The organism is Rhizobium sp. AG207R, from assembly GCF_027109195.1.
Taxonomy (GTDB): Bacteria; Pseudomonadota; Alphaproteobacteria; order Rhizobiales; family Rhizobiaceae; genus Rhizobium; species Rhizobium dioscoreae.
In genome coordinates, this window is sequence record NZ_JAEPVT010000005.1 from 245860 (window position 1) to 266083 (window position 20224).

Consider the following 20224-nt stretch of genomic DNA (forward strand, 5'->3'; position numbering starts at 1 on the left):
CGGATCACGCCCAGACTGCCACGACGGCAAAACCCCTAGAAATCCGGTGTATTATGTCCTATATGATAGATATTGCCCAATATGGGCAGCTTCGAACCCTGCGTCAAGGTAAGATGGCGATGATTTTGACACCAGCACTCTGCCGGGCAGCCCGCGGCTTCCTCGATTGGACGCAGACGGATCTTGCCGACCGCTCCGGCGTATCGCGCAGCACGATCCGTGACTATGAAGGCAATCGCCATAGCTTGCATCGGGCGACGGAGGCGCAGTTGCGCCTGGCGCTCGAGACGGGGGGCATCGCCTTCTTCCGGATCGAAGGACATGAGATCGGCATTTGTACGAAGGCCCTGGTCGCCGAAGCGCCAGCGCCGACGCATACGGAAAGCTGCGAGATCCTTTCCAGCGCCGGCGAAAGAAACCGGACGCCGCCTAAGCCGGAACAATAGTGCCGGATAGCGCTGGACGCGGCCGGCACAATTTCCGACCATAAAGTCGCTTATGCAAGCCGAAGCCTTTCGCCGGCGTTACCTCGCGCGTAGCCGATAGAAGTCCGCTCGCGAGAAGGTGAACGGAAAGGTCCTCAATTCAGCCATATTCCAACCGATTACCGCATCCGCGCCGTACCCCCCAAGACGACCGGAGAAACCCATGCCCAATACGACAGCGACCACAGCAGAAACATCTACCGCCCGCTACCGATCGTCGCAACGGCTCCTGCATTGGCTTATGGCCATCGTCATCATTTCAGCGCTCGTCATCGGCCTTTATTGTTCCTACCTCACCCCGGGCATACCCCTGCGTCGCGCCCTCCTCGACATACACAAATCCCTCGGCATGACGGCGCTTTTTCTCATCGCCATCCGCCTGCCGCTCAGGCTTTCGCTGGGTGAACCTGCCTATCAACGGCCGCTTGGCGTCTTCAATCACTATGCCGCCCGCGGCGCGCATATCCTGCTCTACATCTTGATGATCCTGATGCCGCTTGCAGGCTACGCCACATCTGCTGCCGGCGGCCATGATCTGCCATGGTTCGGCCTCTTCCAATGGCCCAACCTGCTGCCACACGACAAGGGCCTGGAGCGAGCCGCCGCCGAGATCCACGAATATGGTGCTTATTGCCTGTATGCTATCGTCAGCCTGCATATCCTTGCAGCGCTCTGGCACCATTTCGTCCGCAAGGATGAGGTCCTGAAGAGAATGTTGTTCTGAATCGATCTTTGTAACGCAAGCAGCGCGCCGGCTTTGCAGTGGATGGCTCAGATCTTCGCCGTCCCCACCATATGCGGTTTTTATGCAGTTTCCGCAGCCTTCGGTTTGTCAGTGATGGCATTCCGACTGCTGATGCTCGCAAGACCCGCCAATCGCCTTAAAAGGCAGTTCTGCGCAGCAGCGACGGGGAACCGCCTGCAACATATTGTAATATTTTCTAACACGCCGCTATAATTCCTTCTGCTATGGACGGCCGAGGATATGATCTGCGAGATTTTCCTTCGAAAGTCATCGATCGCTGGTTGCTCTCGGCCCATCTTTCAGCCCTTTCAGGCAGCGTAAGGTTTACTCCGGCACGCGGATAACGGGCGAAGGATCAGGATCTACAAACATGGTTGCGCGCATGAGGACGGTTGAGCCTTCACATCATATTCTCGTCGTCGAAGACGATAACGAGATTGCAACCATGTTAGTCGAGCTGATCAAGGATCATGGCTTGCGCGCTTCCCCCGTACGAAGCGGCGCGGAGATGGACAGGATATTGCAAAGGCACCCGTTCGATCTCATCATTCTCGACGCCATGCTGCCCGGAGAAGATGGGTTCAGCATCTGCCGGCGCCTGAGATCGGCTGGAACGATCCCGATCCTGATGCTGACCGCGCTCACGGAGGATATCGACCGCATCATCGGCCTTGAGCTTGGGGCAGACGACTATGTCACCAAGCCGTTCAACCCGCGGGAACTCGTCGCCAGGATCAAAGCGCTTCTTCGCAGAGCTTCGTATGGTGCGGAGACATCGGAGCGGAAGCCGCTTACGAAGATGACCTTTTCAGGCTGGATGATCGACCCAAGAAGCAGGCGGATCGTGGACCCCGAGGGGGCCGAGGTGCTGATGACAACATCCGAATTCGATCTGCTGCTTGCCTTCTGTCACAATCCGAACCAGATCCTGACCCGTGAACAGCTGCTGTCGATGACACATGCGGGAACGGCCGGGCCGGTCGAGCGCAGCGTTGACGCGCAAATCAGCCGTCTTCGGCAGAAGATAGAACCAAATCTGAAGGAGCCGATCTTCATCAAGACCGTGCGGCTTGGGGGCTATCTTTTCGCCGCGAATGTCGAGTATCTGCCGTGAAGTGGCTATCCCGATCATCAGTCCGCACCCAGATCGCCATTCTCACCATTTTGCTTGCTACCATCGTCACGACCATAACGGCCGGCACCGAACCATTCGTTCGCGGCCGGTTCGACAAAGGTGTCGAAGTCGGACTTTTTGCAGGCCGCATCGAAACCATCGCAAAGGAGTTCGCGCTTTCGGCAGATGAAGCGCAAGGAGACGCCATCCTTTCAAGGTTCAGGGCGCAAGGCGTCAATGTCTGGAGGGCGACCGGTGAACAGACCGAAGGTTTGCCAATCACGACACAGGATATCGCCGCCGCCGTGCGCCGGCTGCTCGATTACAATCTCTTTCTCGATCCTTATGGCTTCATGGGCTGGAACAATCCGAAGACTTTGACGGTCAAAGCCGGAGATGGCAGCCTGGTATTTGCCTTGCCAGAATTTTCCACGACACGATGGGTCCTCCCCGCCGTGGTCGGCAATCTTGTGCTGATCGTTGCCCCCGCAGCCATTCTGGCAATCCTGACCGCATGGCTGATCGGAAGACCAATCGTCAATCTGGCAAAGGCAGCCGAAGGTGTGCGCTCCGATGACGAGCTTGACGAACCTTTCGACGTTCGTGGCTCGGCCGAGCTGCGGAGTCTCGCAACGTCGCTCAACCTCATGCGCAAACGCATCCGCGAGCTGGTGGCTGGGCGCACCCGCATGCTGACATCCATTAGCCACGACCTGCGCACACCGTTGACGCGGCTGAGAATGCGCACCGAGCGTTGCGAGCAAGCGGATTTGCGGCAACAAATGTTGAGAGACATCGATGTGCTTTCCGGCATGATCAACGAAAGCCTCGCTTATCTCGGCGGCGAGCTTGAGGCTTTGAAGAAAGTCGAGCTGTCCAGCCTTCTGCAAACCGTGACCGATGACTTTGCCGATACCGGCATCGAGGTCACTTTCGCCGGACCGCGGCGCTTGCCCTATATCTGCCGGCCGCGGGCGCTATCGAGAGCCATATCGAACCTGATCGACAACGCTTCCCGCCATGCCGGCCGCATCAATCTCACGCTTGCCGAGGACGAAGACGGTTCGGTCGTCATCACGGTTGCCGATGATGGCCCCGGCATCGCCGACGACTTGAAGCCGAAGGTCCTGGAGCCCTTCTTCAAGGCCGACAAGGCACGTTCGCCGAGCGGGAATGGCGGTGGTTTCGGCCTCGGGCTTTCCATTGCACATGGAATCATCACCATCGGCCATCGAGGCAGTTTCGAATTGCGCGACAGCAAGCCGAGCGGCTTGGCCGTCGTGATACGCCTGCCTGCCAATTCCGGCATCGGCAATGCCGCAACATTTTCATAAAAATCCGAACACAACCCAACAAGGGCAAACTTTACAAGGAGATCGCAAAAACACTCCAGGAGCTCTCCATGAAGTCCCTTCCCGCATGCCTTGCATTGGCGGCCATTTCCCTTGCTGCAGCAGGCTGCGCCACTTCCGAACCCATGGTCTATCAAGGCCTCGCATCAGCGGCGCAATTGAGACCTGATCCGAGCGACAGTTCCGGCCGGGCACCGTTCAGCTACAAGGTGGTCGTGAACTGGAACCATTATGACAAGATCATCGTCGAGCCTGTCTCCATCTATAGAGGCAAGGACAGCCAGTTCGCAAACATGCCCGAAGAGGACAAGCAGAACCTCGCGCGCTATATGCATGACAAGTTCAGCAGTGTACTTGCCCAACGCTATTCGATGACCGCCATTCCTGGCCCTAGCACGCTGCGTCTGCGCTTGACGCTTGCCGGTGCGGAGGCGACCAATACCGTGCTTGGCCCAGCCTCGCATCTCGATATCGCCGGCGGCGTCTACAATACCGTCCAGGCGGCGCGCGGAAAACAGGGATCGATGACCGGCTCGGCGACCTATGCGGTCGAGATCTTTGATTCGACATCCAACCGCCTGTTGCTTGCCTATGTCTCCAAGCAATATCCGGGCGCGCTCAATCTTGGAGCGTCGTTCGGAAATCTGAAGGCCTCCTATGTTGCAATAGACAAGGGCGCTGCAGATCTTCTGACCCGAACGAGGTAGACGGATGCAGGGTCGCAGGATGTGTATGATCCAATGAGATAGGAGCGAAAGGCAATGCATCTGCACTGCCTTTCGCCCGTCATAGACGTCCTCAGCCGCGGTCGTGAACCACGCCGACGATCTCGCCGGAACGCGAAACGCTCACCAACAAGTCGTCTCCGTCTCTCCATGCTCGAACCAGATAGCGTGGTCCGACGTCTTGCACATCCTTGACCCGATATCCCCGACGCACCAGGAGACGAATGACATCAGACGGGCCGAAATCGTCGGAGTTCTGCCCCCATTCGCGACGTTCTTCGTGGCGGCGGTTCCATCGCTGCAGAAAATCGGCTTCCGGCTGACCTTCTCCCGGAGAATAGGTTGACGATTGGTCCTCATGGAATACGACCTGGGCATAACAGGAGCTGACAGTTCCAATGGCAGCAGCCGATGCCGCCATCATTGTCAGTGCCGCGTAGTAGATCTTCATTGCTTGATCCTCTTGCTTCGCCGCCGCAAGCACAACGCCATGCAAGCCTCCTGCGAACGACCTCGCCAGTATGGCCAGTTCCAGTTTCGGCGGTGCATTTTTTTGTTGAGAAATATTGCGGCCGGCCAAACGGGCCATCGCATCGCTTGGCCGGCCGACCGCCGTGCCATTGCAGATGCCACCACGGCGCCACAGGCGCCTGGGAACTGGTCTATATCGGCCTCAAGGATGAAATTGCCTCAGACCGAAACATGACTGCTGACGAGATGACCATGTCTCAGATCATGAATCATCAAGGCGGGAGGGTCCGCTGCTTGCGGCACGCGAGATGCGTCGAGCATCAGCGGATTGGCCGGGCATATGGAACCGCAAGTATAGGCCGGAATGCCCGCAAACAGGCTCGACATGCTCCGATGAACATGGCCGCTACAAATGGCGGCCGGCGGTCTAATGCCGCTCTTCAGCAGACCCGCCAAGGCTTGCGTACCCTTGCACATGACCGCATCCAACGGGGGAATACCGCAAGGGAACACATGATGGTGGGTGAAAAGCAACGCCGTGCCATTCGGGCTACCCGCCAATGCCCGCCGCAACCAGGAAAGATGTTGCGTGACGTCGCCATAGGCTTCGCCATCCACGCAGGTATCGACCCCGATTATGACAGACCCGCCGCAGGGTTCGATAAAATGCATTGCCGGCCGGTCGTGCCAATAATCCGGTTGCGGCATGATCGTCCGCATGACGGCCCGATCGTCCGAATTGCCCGGAAGGATCAATGAGCGACAGGCAAGGCGATGGAGCGATGTCGATATAAGGCCGTAGCCTTCGAGCCATTTCCCATCAACCAGGTCGCCGGAGACCACCAGCAGATCTGGCTGAAGGACCGCTAACCAGGATACGGCACGGTCAAGCCGCGCCATGCTATCATTCGTCGGGCTGGCGTGAATGTCGCTAATCTGGGCGATAAGCATGAGATCCGTTTCATGATGATGTGATATGTCAAACAACGATCGGTGCGACGCAGACCATACATTCCCTTGACTTCGCGTGCAGCCAAACCGGCTCGCATTGGAGAACATGCTGCGATCGCATTTCCATTCTCCGTCGCTTCAGGTTAACGGCAGCAAGGATCAACCGGCCTTCAGGTCCCGCTGCGGTTCGCCGATCTCCACCGCATGACCGTCAGGATCATAGAAGCGGAATACGCGCTGCCCCCATTCCTGCCTTTCGACGGGATGAATGAGATTGACATGCGGCGCTATCGCCTCGAAGGCAGCATCCACGTCCTCATGTTCGAAATAGAGAAGGATGTTTCGCCGCCCATAGGGTTCGGATGCTTCGCTGCTTTCCCTCCAGACCGTTTGCTCCAGCGATTTTCCATCATGAATCGCAAAGCCGGTTTCAAACAGCACGAAGCTGCCAAAGTCATTCAAAACCCTGAGGCCCAACAGCTCACAGTAGAACGCCTTCGAACGCTCGATATCGCTGACGAAGGGAATTGGATTTACGAAACGCACCGCCAGGACCTGCTCGATTAGGGGAAACGAAGCAAACGAAAAACAACCTTCAAACTGCTTCACTATATCTGAGAACCGGATGCTGGTATCTGGCAAATGATTTCCATCTCGTCTCGCAATCGGAGGCCGCCCGTGGCAGAAACCGCACGAACCATGATCGTCATGGATTCGGGAGAATCCCGCTTTCAGTTGAGCGCCGGCGCATTGATCCGCCACGGCGATCATATCCTAATTCACCGCGCACTCACGGACAACTTCTGGTCTTTGCCCGGCGGCCGGGTGGAGTTTCATGAGGCAGGCGCCGAGACACTTGCCCGCGAGATCGAAGAGGAAATCGGCTGCAAGGCGACCATCGGACCTTTACGCTTCATCATCGAAAATTTCTTCGAATTTGCCGGACGACGTGTTCACGAAGTTAGCGTCTATTACGAGGCGGAGCTGCTGCAGCCATTTCCGTTTCACGAAACGGAAATCGTCCATCGGGTGAAGGATGGCAATGCCGACCTCGAATTTCGCTGGGCACCTTCCACGCTGGTCGGGCTCGACCGGTTCGACCTGGTGCCAACTCCCATACGCAACCTCATCGTCACCAATCCCGCTGGCATTCAGCATTTCGTGCGGCGCGACGCAGCCTGAGTCTCCTGCCGTCTGCATCAATTGCAACAACAAGGAAATAACTTCATAAAAGCTCCGGCATGTTTGCCGAGTTTCCGATAGGCCCGAATCGTCAGGTCGTCATCCAATGTCGCGCATCGCCATTTTGGGAAATGCAGGCGGTGGGAAATCCACCCTCGCCCGCAAATTGAGCGAGCGCCACGCGATTCCCCATTTCGAGATCGACAGGCTGCTTTGGCAGGAAGGCTGGATTCCCACACCGATCGAGACTTATGCCGAGCGGCATGAACGGATCCTATCGGGTGAGAATTGGGTCATCGATGGCCTGGGGCACAAGAATTCGATCCCGGCACGGATAGATCGCGCGACCGAGATCATCCTCATCGATATGCCGCTCTGGATGCATTTCTGGCTCGCGGCCGAGCGGCAGATCGCCTGGCAGTCGGGCACGATCGAAAACGCGCCCGGCGGACTTTCGGCCATGCCACCGACGCGAGATCTGTTCCGGACCATATGGGAAATCGAGCAAGACTGGATGCCCGGCATTCGCCGCCTGTGCACGGAAGCGCAAAATGCCGGCAAGGCGCTGACACGGATAGGCAGTGTCGATGAGCTGGATGCGCTTACGAAGGAATTGGGGTGAACTGCGGCCTTGATGACTATTCAGATAAGCGGCAGTCGCGAGAACGACGACCGTAAAACCATTCCAAAAGATCCGCGATCTTTGAGATTATCTTCTTTGCTTTGATAACGAAGGGCTTTTAGCCTTGTCTAAGCCCATAAGAGCCATTTGCAGGCTCGGACACGGCAGGCGATGGCATTGCGGTCCGAAAACAAAGACGAGCTTCGAAGAGGAAACCTCATTGCCCCGCCATACCACGCCGACTGGCTCCGATGCATCGCTTCCAACGCTTGATCTCCAGCGCCTCTATGCTTCGCCGGCAGAACATCAGGCCTTTATCGCAGAGCTTCGCACGGTGCTCTACGATCACGGCTTCTTCTATCTGACGGGGCACGGCGTCGATCCCAAGCTGATTGCCGATGTGGTCGCAACGGCCAAGCGTTTCTTCGCGCTGCCCATGGAAGAAAAGCTCAAGATCGAGATGGTCAAGTCACCGCACTTCCGCGGCTACAATCGCGCCGGCCAGGAGCGTACCCGCGGCGAACAGGATTGGCGCGAGCAGCTCGACATCAACACCGAAAGTACACCCTTCGAGATCGGTCCGGACACGCCGGCTTGGCGGCGCCTCCAGGGACCGAACCAGTGGCCGGAGGCGTTGCCGGAACTCAAGCCTCTGCTGCTTGCCTATCAGGCCGAGGTGACGCGCATCGGCATCGACGTGCTGAAGGCGATCGCCGCAGCTCTCGGCCAGCAGGAAAACGTCTTCGCCGATATTTATGAGCCGCAGGCCTCGCAGCTTCTGAAGATCATCCGCTATCCCGGCCGCGACGTCGCCGAAACGGACCAGGGTGTCGGCGCTCACAAGGATGGCGGCTTCGTCACCGTGCTGCTCCAGGACACCACGCCCGGCCTGCGCGTGCGCACGGAAGACGGCGTCTGGATCGACGCACCGCCGGTGCCGGGCACCTTCGTCATCAATACCGGCGAGTTGCTTGAGCTTGCGACGAACGGCTTCGTGCGCGCCGACGTGCATGACGTCATCGCACCGCCTGCCGGCGTCGAACGTTTCTCCGTCGCCTTCTTCCTCGGTTCCCGACCGGATGCGACGATCCCCGTCATCGAGTTGCCGGAAGAGCTGAAACGATCGGAGCGCGGCATCTCGGTCGACCCCTTGAACCCGATCTTCCGCGAAGTTGGTCAGAACCAGCTGAAGAGCCGCTTGCGTTCCCACCCGGATGTCGCTCGCGCCCACTATGCCGATCTCCTGGCATCGGAACAGCCGGTTTAGGCCGGATACTCTGAAAATTCGAACGAGGTCGCTAGCTCAGACATCTCGTCTGAAGGCCAGCTCCGAGAGCAATTCCAGGAAAAGTGCGCAGTGGTTTTCCGTCCGGAATTGCGCGAAACCAAAGAGATAGAGCGGTTCAGAGATTCCGTGAAAAACTGAACCGTCCCTAGTGCTGACTATCCGGCACGACGACACGCATGCCGTCGACGACGCTGCTTGCGAGAATCTGACAGCTCAAGCGGCTGTTCGGCGCCGGCTCCATCACGAATTCGATCATCGTCGCCTCTTCTTCGGAAGGCGGCGGCAGAAGATCGAGATGAGGTTGCTCGATGTAGCAATGACAGGTACCGCAGGCCAAGGCGCCGCCGCATTGTGCCACGATGCCATCGATGCCGCTCCTGACGGCCACAGCCATCAGAGTTTCACCCTCCTGTGCCTTAACACGCGTCTCACGACCAGCGGAATCGATGAACACGATTTCACACATTGCATTCTCCATATTTTTCGGTAAGCCCGTTCACGCGGCAATAAGACGAACATCCAGACGTTGCGGACCGCGCACCGAGAGCCCGCGCTTGTAGGCGGGACTGTCATCCAGCAGTTCTATCGCGCGGGTGCGTCGCAGGAGCGTCGAGAAAATGATCTCCATGTCCAGCCGCGCGAGATGATTGCCGAGACAGAAATGCGCGCCGCCGCCGAAGGCCAGATGGCGGTTGGGGGTGCGCTCGACATTGAACACATCGGGTGAGTCAAATTGCTCCGGATCACGATTGGCAGCGCCATAGAGCAGGCCGATCTTCGTGCCCTTAGGCAGCGGCGTGCCGGCAATCGTCTTTTCTTCCGTCAGGTAGCGATGAAAGAATGGCAGCGGTGACTCGAAGCGGAACATTTCCTGGATGGCAGTCGGCATCACGGCCTGGGTTTCCCGCAGCTTGCTCAGAGCATCGGGATATTGCATCAAAGCATGCATGCCGCTACCCAGCACATCGATGGTCGAGCCATGTCCGGCCATGAGGATCAGCATGCAGGTGGACACGAGTTCGTCTTCGGTCAGCTCGCCGGCAACATGCGCCTCGGTCAGCCGACAGAGAAGATCGTCGCGCGGATTGCGTACACGCTCGGCGATGAGTTCCTTGAGGAGTTCGTAGAATTCCGTCGTCGCGCGTTCGGCGATCGCCTTGCGCTCGGCGCTGCGATCGACATCGAAATACTGCACGACCTCTTCCGACCACTTGCGCAGCTGCCCGGCATATTCCTCCGGCACACCCAGCACGGAGCCGATGATGTGGCCCGGAACCTGTGAGGCAAGATCTTCGACGAAATCGATCGTACCTGCCTGTAGGAGACGGTCGAGCAGGCGGTCGACGAAATCCTGTATCATGCCGCGCTGGCGCGCAACGAGTGCCGGGGTAAATTCACGGAACACCTTGCGGCGCAGCCGGTCATGGGTTTCACCATCGGAATCCAGAAGGCTGAATTGCACGAAGCGCGAATGGTTCGGCATGTCGTGCCAATTCTGCCGAACCTTCTGCTCCTGTATCTCCTCCGGGGAAAGAAAGAATTCGAGCGAGCGCACGAGCGTCTTGTCAGCGGCGGCAACGGCCACATCCTGATAGCGCGACAGCAGCCATATGTCGAAATGCTCGTAATAGACGGGACCGGGAGTGGCGCGCAGCTCACGGTAGGCGACATAGGGATCGTCAGTGAACGCTTGGCTGAGCGGATCGAATGCTGGGGTTGCCGTCGGCATAATCAGGACCTTTGTCCATTCTGGTTTATCACCGTAGAATACAGCGGCACGGCATGAAAAGACATGGATGCCAACCGCAGCCATATGGATAAAACTCTCATTCCCCAATAGGGTTAGGTCGCCATGACCGATAAAGCGACTTCACCAGCAACCCTCCCCCTTGACGACGTCTTCTTTCAGACTCCGGGCAAGTTGTCCCGCGCCTTTCCCTACACGCTTCTCGCCGCCGGACGCCGGATCTGCACGCCAGCGGAAATGCCGATAGCCCACCGCTTCAACCATCACACTTTGATCCTTACTCTCAGCGGAAAAGGCCTGTTGCAGGTCAACGGAGTCTCCAGCCTGCTGCATGAGGGGACGATCGCCTGGCTGGACTCCTCAATGTTGTATTCGCATCGCTGCGAGCCACGCCATGCGCACTGGTCCTATCTATGGGTGGGCTTCGTCGGATACGGGCTCGATACCCTGTTTGACAGCCTTGGCGTGGTCGCCAATCCGGTTTTCGACATGAAGGCTGTGCACAATCTACAAGGCATCTTTGAGGGAATCCTCGGTGAAGTGGAAGGAAGAGGCTTCTTTGCAGAGAGCCAGTGCTTCGCCTTGCTCGCCCAGTTGATCTCTTCATTGGTATCGGAGCGGGCCTACAATAGTGACGTTGGCGGCGCCGTTCAGCGCCTGCAGCGGGTCATGGAGACGGTTCGAGCCGATCTGTCACGCGCCTGGACGGTGGCAGAGCTCGCGCCCGCCGCCAATCTGAGCCAAGCCCAACTGTTCCGACGCTTCCGTCAGAGAACGGGAACGACGCCTATCGACTGGCTACGGCACGAGCGCGTAAACGCCGCCAAGCGGCTACTGGTGGTAACGGATGAGCAGATCGGCAAGATCGCCGCCAGATGCGGCTACCCTGATCCATTCCACTTTGCCCGTGACTTCAAGAAGCTAGTGGGCGTCACGCCGAGCGAGTTTAGACGGCAGGGCGAGAACGACAGACCACGCCGATCCTAAGGTGATTGAGTGCCTCTCAGCTTACGCTTGAAGAGTATTTCATGACAGAACCATCTCGATTGGCTTGGGACATATGACGCGATAGAAGTCTGTCGTGCATGCCAGATTATTCGAAATGCATGCCGCGCTTTAGCTGGGGATTAAGAAGTGACGACCGAACAAAGCGTCCTGCGCATTTCCATCATCGTGACATTCGTTCTGGCCGTCGCCGGTATCGTCTTCGGCATTCTCTCCGGCTCCTATGCGATCGTCTTTGACGGCGTCTACGCGCTTACCGATGCGAGCATGACGATCGTGGCGCTGATCGTTTCCAATCTGATCATATCCTCCGCGACGAACACGACACCCGCCGGCAAATTCGCCAAGCATTTCACCATGGGCTTCTGGCACCTCGAGCCGATGGTGCTTGGCCTCAATGGCGTCCTCCTGATGGGAGCCGCGGTCTATGCCCTGATCAACGCCATCGGCAGCATCATGGCCGGCGGCCGTCATCTCTCTTTCGATCAAGCCATCATCTACGCGGTGCTGACCATGTTCATCGCCTTCCTGATGGCGGCTTATGGCAACCGCGCGAACAAGACGCTCAGATCCAATTTCATCGCACTGGACGCCAAGGCCTGGATCATGACCGGCAGCCTCAGCGGCGCATTGCTCCTCGCCTTCATCTTCGGCTTTTTCATTCAGGGAACGAAGCTGCAGTGGATGTCGCCTTATGTCGATCCGGTCGCTCTGGCTCTCGTCTGCCTCATCGTCATTCCCATGCCGATCGGAACGATCAAGCAGGCATTCGCCGACATCCTGCTCGTGACACCTGCGGATCTTCGGGAACATGTCGATCGCGTCGCGACCGACATAGTTCGACGCTACAATTTCTTATCCTACCGCTCCTATGTCGCGCGGGTCGGCCGCGGCAAGCAGATCGAACTCTACTTCATCGTTCCACCGGATGGACCGACGAAGAAGCTGGAGGAATGGGACCATATCCGCGACGAAATCGGTGAAGCGATCGGCGACGAAGGGCCGGACCGCTGGCTGACGATCGCTTTTACGACGGATCCGGAATGGGCGGATTGAGCAGCCGCTACCCCCGCCAATCCTTGAACACTTCGGCGAGAAAATCGACGAAACTGCGCACCTTTCGATCCGACGTAGCGCGTCTTGGAAAGAGTGCGTTGAGCTCGATATCATCGGCTCGCTGCCATTGAGGGAGAACCGCTTCGAGTTCGCCGCGCGCAAAGTGCTGCGCGGCCAGTTGAGGCGATACCAGCGCTATGCCTGCACCGGCAACGGCCTGGCGGATGATGGTGGTTACCTCGTTCGACATCAGGATCGGCTTGACGATGACCTCGGCCACATTGCTGGCTTCGTCGAGCAAGCGCACCGTCGCCAAAGATGTGCCGGCGCCCATCATCATCACGGCATGCTCTCTGAGATCCTGTGGACGTTCCGGTCGGCCGAACCTGTCGAGATAGGCGGGGCTTGCGGCTAGGTGGGCGCGAGACCGACCGAGCGTGCGCACAGAATAGCCGGAATCGGAGAGCGGCCCCGTTCGCAATGCCACGTCGAAGCCGTGCTCGATGAGGTCGAGGGGATAGTTATCGTAAGTCAGGGCCAGCTGCACCTTTTGATAGTTCTGCCGAAACTCGCCCAGTCTTGGCTCCACGACACTCAGGCCGAGGGTATAGGGCATGAGGACGCGCAGCATACCCTGCGGCTCGATGCGCACAGCGCGTGCTGTCTGGTCCGCCTCCTCCAGGATCTCCTCTGCCCTGATGCAGCGCTCGTAATAGTCGCGCCCGGCATCCGTGACCGATACACGCCGGGTCGTGCGATACAACAATTGAACGCCGAGATCGTCCTCGAGCTGTTTTACGCGGCGGCTGACGCTCGTCAAAGGCAGCCGCAGTTGTGTCGCGGCGGCGGTGAAACTGCCGCGTTCCGCAACGCGCAGAAAAATCCGAATGCTCTCGAGGTCTCTGGCCATATTCTACCGTTTTCAGCAACAATATATCCTGAATTTACGCCATTATCCTTATTCGTCCATACCGTTATGGCTACGCGCATGACCGTGGCACCTCTCAACTCAGCACGACTATTCAGCTCCTTGGCACATGGGCTTGCGTTGCCACCGTGGTTGACGCGACCGGCAGTGGGTTTCGCGCTACGAACGACCGCAGCCTCGCTCGTAGCGCTCTACATCGCCTTCCTGCTCAATCTCGACGATCCGAAATGGGCGCCGATGACGGTCTGGATCGTTGCTCAATCCAACCGCGGCATGAGCCTTTCAAAAGGCCAATACAGAATTTTGGGCACGATCATCGGGGCCGTTGCCGCGGTGGCCATGGTCGCGCTTTTCATGCAGGCGCCGGAGCTGTTCATTCTGTCGCTCGCCCTATGGCTGGGACTGTGCACGGCGCTCGCCACCGGCTTGCGCAATTTTCGCGCCTACGGTGCCGTGTTGGCAGGATACACCGCGGCTATCGTCGCATTCGATTCCATCGGTTCGCCGCTGGAGGTCTTCGACATTGCGGTGGCACGGGTAATCTACATCGCCCTGGGGATCATGACGGAAGCGGTTTTCACCACCGTCTTCGCGCCTGGCACGCCGCTGCAGGAGACCCAGAACCGCCTGACAACATATCTCCGCCAGGTCTCCGATCTCTGCGCGCGCGCATTGCGCGGCCAGAGCAACACTTCGGGTTTCCGAGGGCTACTGACGGGCGCGTTGGAACTGGATGCCGCTGCAGAATATGCCGCCGCAAGCTCCCGTTCCGTACGCAGCCGTTTGGGCCATCTACGCGGCGCCGCAGTCGCAATGCTGACCCAGATGGCGATCGCCCAGTCTCTGCGCGAGCATCTCGCGGAGCGACCGGATCTCGATGAACCTCTCGTCGAGAAAGCAGCTATGGCACTCGACGCTATCGGCTCGGCATCACCGGTCGCTCCCAATATCATTGCCGCATTGCGGGCAGATGTTCAGATTGCACTCTCCGAAACTACTGTTGACTCCGATCATGCGATCCCGCCTCGGCTTCTGATCCTGGATCACCTCGACAGGCTGCTTGAAGCCGCCCATGGCGCACTCACGCGCCAGGCCCTGTTTTCGGACGAGAAAGCCCCCTCCTCAAGGCTAAGGCTCTCCTTCCACGTCGATCATCGCGACGCAGTTCAAAACGGTATTCGCACCTTCGTCGCCATCGTCATCGGATCCTGGTTCTGGATCGCAACCGCCTGGCCATCCGGCCCGAGCTTCATTGTCATTCTCGGTGTCATCTGCGCCCTGTTTGCCACCCGGCCCAATCCGGTGGTCGGCGGAATGGGTTTCCTCAAGGGCGGGCTCGTCGCGGTGATTGCGGCAGCGATCTGCAATTTCGCCATCCTGCCGATGCTGTCGGACTTTACCGAACTGGCCATGGTCATCGGCATCATCATGTTTGCAACCGGGCTTGCCATGCGCAACGTCCGCACTGCCGCCCTGGCAACGAGCTTTGCCTTTCTGTTTCTGGATCTGGTCGGCCCAGATAATACCAGCCGTGCCGATGCGGCTTCTTTCATGAACGGTGCCCTAGCGCTGATCCTTGGTGTGGGATCGGGCGTACTCGTCTTCACGCTGCTCTTTCCATCCAACCTGCCGGCAAAGCGGCAGCGCCTGCAACGCGCCACGCTGCGCGATCTGGCGGATATCGGCCGGTCTCCGGGCCATTGGACGAGAGAGCATTGGCTGAGCAGGACGGCCGACCGCCTGGCGGGCCAGGCCGCAGCGAATGCCGGCGTTCCCGAGAAACAGGCGGAAGACGACCTAAGGGGAATGCTTGCCGCGCTTGCGATCGGCGAGGCTGCGATCACGCTCGCCGAACTGGCAAGAGAGCACCCTCATCTTGCCAAACCACTGAACGTCGTGCTGCGTCAGCTCGGCCGCGGCGATCCGGCTCGTCTTGCAAAAGTCTCGCGCGCGGCCGCCCAACATCTTTCCTACTGGATCAGCAAGCCCGACATCTCGACCCGCCACACGCTGATCCGTGCTGCGACCCAGCTCGACACGATCGCCTCGGCGGCATTGAACCACGTCGATTACCTTCGCCAAAAGCGAACCGCCTGAAAGCGTCAGGCACTCTCGGTATCCGCTGCCGGGAGCGCCCCAGCCGATATCCGCTTGCGCCGTGCCGAGCCGAGCACGACGCTCTGCACGCGGCGCGTAAGCGGCTTCTCGATACCTCTGAAGAGCGCCAGGGCAAGCAGGGCAGCAGCGAGCGTCGAGAAGCCAGCGAACAAACCAAGCGGCAGAGCCCCTCCGATCACTTTCGCCCAAATGGCTCGCATGGGTCGCAGGATAAAGGGATGGGCGAGGTAGAGGCTATAGGAGGCATCTCCCAAAGCGACACTCCAGAGTACAGGTCTCTTATGAGGCAAAACAGGACCGATTGCGGCCGCAAGAACGAACAGAGCCGCAGGCAAACCGCTTCGCAGGAATTGCGGCAAGGCCGCATCGTTCCAAAGCGTGGAGACATGAACGAAGCCAAGAAGCCCTATGGCCACGAGCCCGAACGCAATACCCTTGCCGATCCTCACGCCGCTGCGGAAAATCAGAGCGACATAGACGCCAAACAGGAACTCCAGAATGATCGGGCTCGTCCAGAATGCTATCTGGACATGGCTGGGGTCAACGAGATTTCCGACGAGCGCCATGCCGACCATGAGCACCGACAGCCAGATGACCCCCACCCTTATCGGCAAAAGGAGCGCCAGTGCGAAGAACACATAGAACAGCATCTCGTAATTCAGAGTCCAGCCAAGCGCGAGCACCGGCCTGATCTCCCCCACGCCACGCCCGGACGGAATGAAGAAATAGGAGGCGAGAACATGGGATATGGAGCCGACGGGAACGACGAGCAGCGAGGGTGCCGCGAGCGCGCCAAGCAGCATGATACTCGTCAAAAGCCAATAGAGGGGGACGACACGAGCGCAACGCCGTAAAAAAAAATGCAGCGGAGCGCCGCTCTTGCCGAACTCCGATGCTGCAGTGTGGGTCATGATGAAGCCGGAAAGAACGAAGAAGATGTCGACGCCGAAACCGAGATTCCAGGCAGAGCCATCGACCGCTGCACGTCCTGTCGCTGCTGCAAGGATCTCTGTTTCGTGCAGAGCATGGGCGATGACCACGGAAGAGGCTGCGAGCGCGCGCAGCACCTGAAGGTTCAAGAGCATATGAGCGGATTTGCCGGCGTTGCCGCCCGCATCTCGTCCCTCAGGTATTTCCTTATAAAACCTCACCGGAAAGCTCAGCGAATATTGCCCTGGATCTCCATTTGGTATCCACGACAATATAATAACTCGTCGCCGCATGCATAAATCGGCAGCCCTGCTTTAGATTATAGTTATTCTTCAGTTAATATTTCAGACGTTAGGCAGGATAAGCCGTCGCCAGGATGATATGTGCCTGAATTTTAGCAGCAACTTCGCCGCTACCGTGTCTGGCTTCGATTGCGGCGGCGACATAGTCGGTCGCAGCCTGCAGCTTCTCCGCTTCTCTGGCTTCGATTTCGTTACGGAGCAGAGTTCCCTGACAATAAGCTACGGCCGGAAGACGCGGCGAAGATGCCCGGCTTTGCTCGGCCCTCGTTTCAATCGCAATTTCGGAGAAACCAGCGTTCTCGAGATCGCCGCGAATCCGATCCACATCGTGATAGCCATGCGGAGTGCGCGCCAGAAAGCGTGGCGGATCGTTGGGAAAAATCCGGGCAAGCGCGTTCGTGACATCATCCGCGAATATGTTCTCTTCGATGCGGTCCCAGACGTTGAAGAGGAAATGCCCACCGGGCTTCAGAACGCGCTTTGCCTGGCGGTAGGCCGAGATACGGTCCGGAAAAAACATGGCGCCGAACTGGCAAAAGACGAGATCGAAGGATGCATTTTCGAAGGGCAACGACTGGGCATCCGCCTGCTGCCATGTGATGCGGCTGTCGGGAGCCTGCCGCGAAGCGGCGTAATCGAGCATCGGCTGGTTGAGGTCGGTGACGACGTAGTTTGCACCGGGGGATAATTTCGGCGCCAATGCGCGGGTGACAACGCCGGTGCCTGCAGCGATTTCCAACACTGCGTCGGGCCGCAAGGACGCTGCTCGCTGGGCTATATCTGCCGCATAAGGCTCGAAAATCAACGGCACCATATGGCGGTCGTAATTTTCCGGAATCGAGCCAGCGAATAGCTTGTCTGCCTCCAACATCGCATCACCCGCTGCGCGCCTGAGAAAGCCCGATACTAGCATATCGCAGCAGACGCGTCATTCAGCTCTGAAGAGACCCAATCGCACAGAACCGGTCTATTCAGCCCGCGTCACCGCGCGCAAGCACGTCCAGAAGCTGGCTGGTGTTGTCGATGGAGAATTGCACGCGCTCGCCCGGCCAGACGGATTCCGAATAGGAAATCGGCGTGCCCTTGAGATCGACATCCACCTTTCTCGACACAGCCACCGGCTGAGACATGGACTGGCAGAGCTGTTTCGCCTCTTCGCTTGTCGGCAGACGGACGACGATATCCGTGCGCAGGCGGATATAGTCGGGGATGCCGTATTCGGCCAGAATGACGGTGACGCTTCGCCCGCTGCGCCGCGCCTCGTCGAAACCTGGAAAACGGCGCACCGGATAGTAAGCATGCGAATAGTTGATCGGCTCCTCGTCGGCAAAGCCGCGGCGGACAATATGATAAACCGGCTCACCAAGTGGAAGCCGCAAAGCCTCTGCGATCAATTCCGAAGCCGGGACAACCTCCTCATGAATGGCCTGACCGAGCGGTTCTCTGCCTTGATCGAGCAGGTTCTGGGAAAAGCGCGTGCGTTCGGACAGGCGATAGTCGAGGCGACTATCCCTGACGAAGGTTCCGCGCCCCTGCTCGACCAGCACGAGCCCCCGGCTTTCGAGACGGGAAATGGCGCGCCGTATGGTGTGCCGTCCGACGCCGAAACGTTCCATCAGGTCGGATTCCGTCGGAAGCTGCGCCTTTGGTGACAGGCGACCGGTCAGGATATCCTCCGCAATATCGCTCTCGACCTGTTGCCATTGCCCGTGCAGCAATTTCTTCTCCATGCCTGCCTTCCGAATTCAACCATGTCATTCGAATGTCATATATCGGCTACAGCATCGATTTTCAATCTGTGCCCGATATCGGAAATCCAACAAACAGCAGCCAAAGTCAATTTTACCCTCGAGCTTTAGCGCTTAGCCACGCTTTCCTTCATATGGGTGTCACTCGCCATCGTTAGGTAAATATCCGAATGTTTTATTAATCATTCGGATATTGAGGATAAGATGGTAAGACTTGATCGTCGTCAATTTATCGCGGGCACGACCGCAGTCATCGGCACATCAATCGCTATGACCGGCAAGGCCCGGTCCGCCGACGCGGCTATCGAGATTTCGAGCACCTGGGGCTCCGACAAGCCGTTCCAGAAGGTTGTCGACGCTTTCAATGCTAAGCAGCTCGGCATAACCGTTACCAACCGTTTCGACGGCGACTATGAGGCCGTGACCGCCAAGGCGGTCGCGAGCGTCGCCGCTGGCCGTCCGCCGGCCATGATGATCACCGGCTGGAAGTTCGGCTATTTCGCCAAGCGCACGCTCGGCGCCCGCGACCTTCGCGAGATCAATTCCGCAAAGGCAGAGGCAATCCTCGCCAATTTCCGCCCGTCGGTCCTACCACTGGTCAGCATCGACGGCGCCGTCATCGGTCTTCCCTGGGCGATGTCAACGCCGATAACCTATATCAACAGCGACATGTGGAAGGCTGCCGGCCTCGATCCCAATCTGCCGGAAACGCCTGATACCAAGTGGCTCTACGAAGGCGCCCGCAAGCTCGATGCGGCCCTGAAAGGCAAGCATCCGACCTATCGCTCACCGATCTCCCTCTCCAACAACGAATGGACGAGCCAGTCCTTCATCCAGAATGCCGGCGGCTTCATCATCGATCCCGATGGCAAGTTGGCCCTAAACAGCGCGGAAGCCATCGCCGGCATGACCGAATATTGCGCCCCGGCCCATGAAGGGCTTTGGCTTCCCGTCAGCGACAAGGAGCAGACGGCCGCGTTTCAGTCCGGCGCACTTGCGATTTGCACAACCAGCTCGACCGCCGCCGTCACCTTCCCCTTCGGTGCGGCAAAGGCTGTCACGACCAAATTCCCGGGGCTTCCGGGACATCAGCGCAAGATGAACAGCGGCGGCAATTTCCTTGCCATTTACACGCGTAACAAGGAACAGGCGGAGGCCGCTCTAGCCTTCCTCGAATTCTGCGCATCGAAGGAAGGCCAGACGCTTTGGTCTCAGACCGGCTACCTCAACACCTCGACGCACGACATTCCGCTCATCAACGAGTTCATGAAGCCGGCGGCGGCTCAGCTCGGCGATGGCCTGACCGCAGAGACGATCTGGCCCGGCAAGCGCGGCCTCGAAGGACAGGCCGTGTGGCGCAAGTGGGTCTCGCGTATGCTGCTCAAGGAAACGACGGTTGCCGACGGTATCAAGGGTGCTCATGACGAGCTTGCTGGGCTGATTTCGGCATAGGTT

General features: G+C 58.5%; 20 protein-coding genes and 1 pseudogene. 12 read left to right on the forward strand and 9 right to left on the reverse strand.

Annotated elements, in window-relative coordinates; all coding sequences use genetic code 11:
* Positions 1-53: 53 nt before the first annotated feature.
* From JJQ51_RS13615 to JJQ51_RS13635, 5 genes and pseudogenes are all read left to right on the forward strand, one after another.
* A pseudogene (locus JJQ51_RS13615) lies at positions 54-338 on the forward strand (helix-turn-helix transcriptional regulator); the annotation flags it as partial.
* 310 nt (positions 339-648) lie between these two features.
* Complete coding sequence (locus JJQ51_RS13620; protein ID WP_113350851.1) at positions 649-1209, forward strand: cytochrome b; 561 nt, start codon at positions 649-651, stop codon at positions 1207-1209.
* A gap of 403 nt (positions 1210-1612) precedes the next feature.
* Positions 1613-2344 (forward strand): response regulator, encoded by a 732-nt coding sequence (locus JJQ51_RS13625; RefSeq protein WP_233788651.1) that lies wholly within the window; start codon positions 1613-1615, stop codon positions 2342-2344.
* Positions 2341-3678, forward strand: a complete 1338-nt coding sequence (locus JJQ51_RS13630) for an ATP-binding protein (RefSeq protein WP_113350850.1) — start codon at positions 2341-2343, stop codon at positions 3676-3678. Before JJQ51_RS13625 ends, JJQ51_RS13630 begins: the two co-directional genes overlap by 4 nt.
* A 68-nt stretch (positions 3679-3746) precedes the next feature.
* A complete protein-coding gene (locus JJQ51_RS13635; RefSeq protein ID WP_113350849.1) occupies positions 3747-4403 on the forward strand; it encodes a DUF3313 domain-containing protein in 657 nt (218 codons plus the stop codon).
* Positions 4404-4494: 91 nt separating this feature from the next.
* Here JJQ51_RS13635 and JJQ51_RS13640 read toward each other — a convergent pair whose 3' ends face one another.
* The 3 genes from JJQ51_RS13640 to JJQ51_RS13650 form a co-directional block, all read right to left on the reverse strand.
* On the reverse strand, positions 4495-5010 hold the full coding sequence (locus JJQ51_RS13640) for a hypothetical protein (RefSeq protein ID WP_246661161.1): 516 nt from the start codon (positions 5008-5010) through the stop codon (positions 4495-4497).
* Between the two features lie 101 nt (positions 5011-5111).
* Positions 5112-5843: a phosphodiesterase gene (locus JJQ51_RS13645; protein WP_113329349.1), complete on the reverse strand. Its 732-nt coding sequence runs from the start codon at positions 5841-5843 to the stop codon at positions 5112-5114.
* 159 nt (positions 5844-6002) lie between these two features.
* Positions 6003-6389, reverse strand: coding sequence for a VOC family protein (locus JJQ51_RS13650; RefSeq protein WP_113351068.1), 387 nt, complete (start codon positions 6387-6389; stop codon positions 6003-6005).
* Positions 6390-6521: 132 nt separating this feature from the next.
* Between JJQ51_RS13650 and JJQ51_RS13655 the strand changes: the two genes are divergently transcribed.
* The 3 genes from JJQ51_RS13655 to JJQ51_RS13665 all read left to right on the forward strand — a co-directional run bounded on the left by JJQ51_RS13655 (position 6522) and on the right by JJQ51_RS13665 (position 8914).
* On the forward strand, positions 6522-7025 hold the full coding sequence (locus tag JJQ51_RS13655; RefSeq protein WP_113351067.1) for an NUDIX hydrolase: 504 nt from the start codon (positions 6522-6524) through the stop codon (positions 7023-7025).
* A gap of 106 nt (positions 7026-7131) precedes the next feature.
* Positions 7132-7647 (forward strand): adenylate kinase, encoded by a 516-nt coding sequence (locus JJQ51_RS13660; RefSeq protein ID WP_113350848.1) that lies wholly within the window; start codon positions 7132-7134, stop codon positions 7645-7647.
* Positions 7648-7867: 220 nt separating this feature from the next.
* Positions 7868-8914: an isopenicillin N synthase family dioxygenase gene (locus tag JJQ51_RS13665; protein WP_113350847.1), complete on the forward strand. Its 1047-nt coding sequence runs from the start codon at positions 7868-7870 to the stop codon at positions 8912-8914.
* Between the two features lie 166 nt (positions 8915-9080).
* Here the strand turns inward: JJQ51_RS13665 and JJQ51_RS13670 are convergent, their stop codons facing one another.
* A complete protein-coding gene (locus JJQ51_RS13670) occupies positions 9081-9401 on the reverse strand; it encodes a 2Fe-2S iron-sulfur cluster-binding protein (RefSeq protein WP_112721834.1) in 321 nt (106 codons plus the stop codon).
* Positions 9402-9431: 30 nt separating this feature from the next.
* A complete protein-coding gene (locus JJQ51_RS13675; protein ID WP_113351066.1) occupies positions 9432-10664 on the reverse strand; it encodes a cytochrome P450 in 1233 nt (410 codons plus the stop codon).
* A gap of 123 nt (positions 10665-10787) precedes the next feature.
* On the opposite strand from JJQ51_RS13675, the gene JJQ51_RS13680 reads away from it, so the two are divergent.
* Both JJQ51_RS13680 and JJQ51_RS13685 read left to right on the forward strand, forming a co-directional pair.
* A complete protein-coding gene (locus JJQ51_RS13680) occupies positions 10788-11669 on the forward strand; it encodes a helix-turn-helix transcriptional regulator (RefSeq protein WP_246661162.1) in 882 nt (293 codons plus the stop codon).
* Between the two features lie 147 nt (positions 11670-11816).
* Positions 11817-12743 (forward strand): cation diffusion facilitator family transporter, encoded by a 927-nt coding sequence (locus tag JJQ51_RS13685; protein ID WP_113350846.1) that lies wholly within the window; start codon positions 11817-11819, stop codon positions 12741-12743.
* 7 nt (positions 12744-12750) lie between these two features.
* On the opposite strand, the gene JJQ51_RS13690 is transcribed toward JJQ51_RS13685, so the two are convergent.
* Positions 12751-13653 (reverse strand): LysR family transcriptional regulator, encoded by a 903-nt coding sequence (locus JJQ51_RS13690; protein WP_113329355.1) that lies wholly within the window; start codon positions 13651-13653, stop codon positions 12751-12753.
* Between the two features lie 165 nt (positions 13654-13818).
* On the opposite strand from JJQ51_RS13690, the gene JJQ51_RS13695 reads away from it, so the two are divergent.
* The gene (locus tag JJQ51_RS13695) at positions 13819-15768 is read left to right on the forward strand and encodes an FUSC family protein (RefSeq protein WP_162751538.1); all 1950 of its coding nucleotides are present in this window, start codon (positions 13819-13821) and stop codon (positions 15766-15768) included.
* A 5-nt stretch (positions 15769-15773) separates the two neighbouring features.
* Here JJQ51_RS13695 and JJQ51_RS13700 read toward each other — a convergent pair whose 3' ends face one another.
* The 3 genes from JJQ51_RS13700 to phnF form a co-directional block, all read right to left on the reverse strand.
* Positions 15774-16940, reverse strand: a complete 1167-nt coding sequence (locus tag JJQ51_RS13700; protein ID WP_246661739.1) for an acyltransferase family protein — start codon at positions 16938-16940, stop codon at positions 15774-15776.
* A 130-nt stretch (positions 16941-17070) separates the two neighbouring features.
* Positions 17071-17892, reverse strand: a complete 822-nt coding sequence (locus JJQ51_RS13705) for a class I SAM-dependent methyltransferase (protein ID WP_113350844.1) — start codon at positions 17890-17892, stop codon at positions 17071-17073.
* A gap of 100 nt (positions 17893-17992) precedes the next feature.
* Positions 17993-18751 carry a phosphonate metabolism transcriptional regulator PhnF gene (phnF, locus tag JJQ51_RS13710; protein ID WP_069610056.1) on the reverse strand — a complete coding sequence of 253 codons (759 nt, stop codon included), beginning with the start codon at positions 18749-18751 and terminating at the stop codon, positions 17993-17995.
* Positions 18752-18973: 222 nt separating this feature from the next.
* Here phnF and JJQ51_RS13715 point away from each other — a divergent pair, with 222 nt between their 5' ends.
* Positions 18974-20221 carry an extracellular solute-binding protein gene (locus tag JJQ51_RS13715; protein WP_113329358.1) on the forward strand — a complete coding sequence of 416 codons (1248 nt, stop codon included), beginning with the start codon at positions 18974-18976 and terminating at the stop codon, positions 20219-20221.
* Positions 20222-20224: the final 3 nt, after the last annotated feature.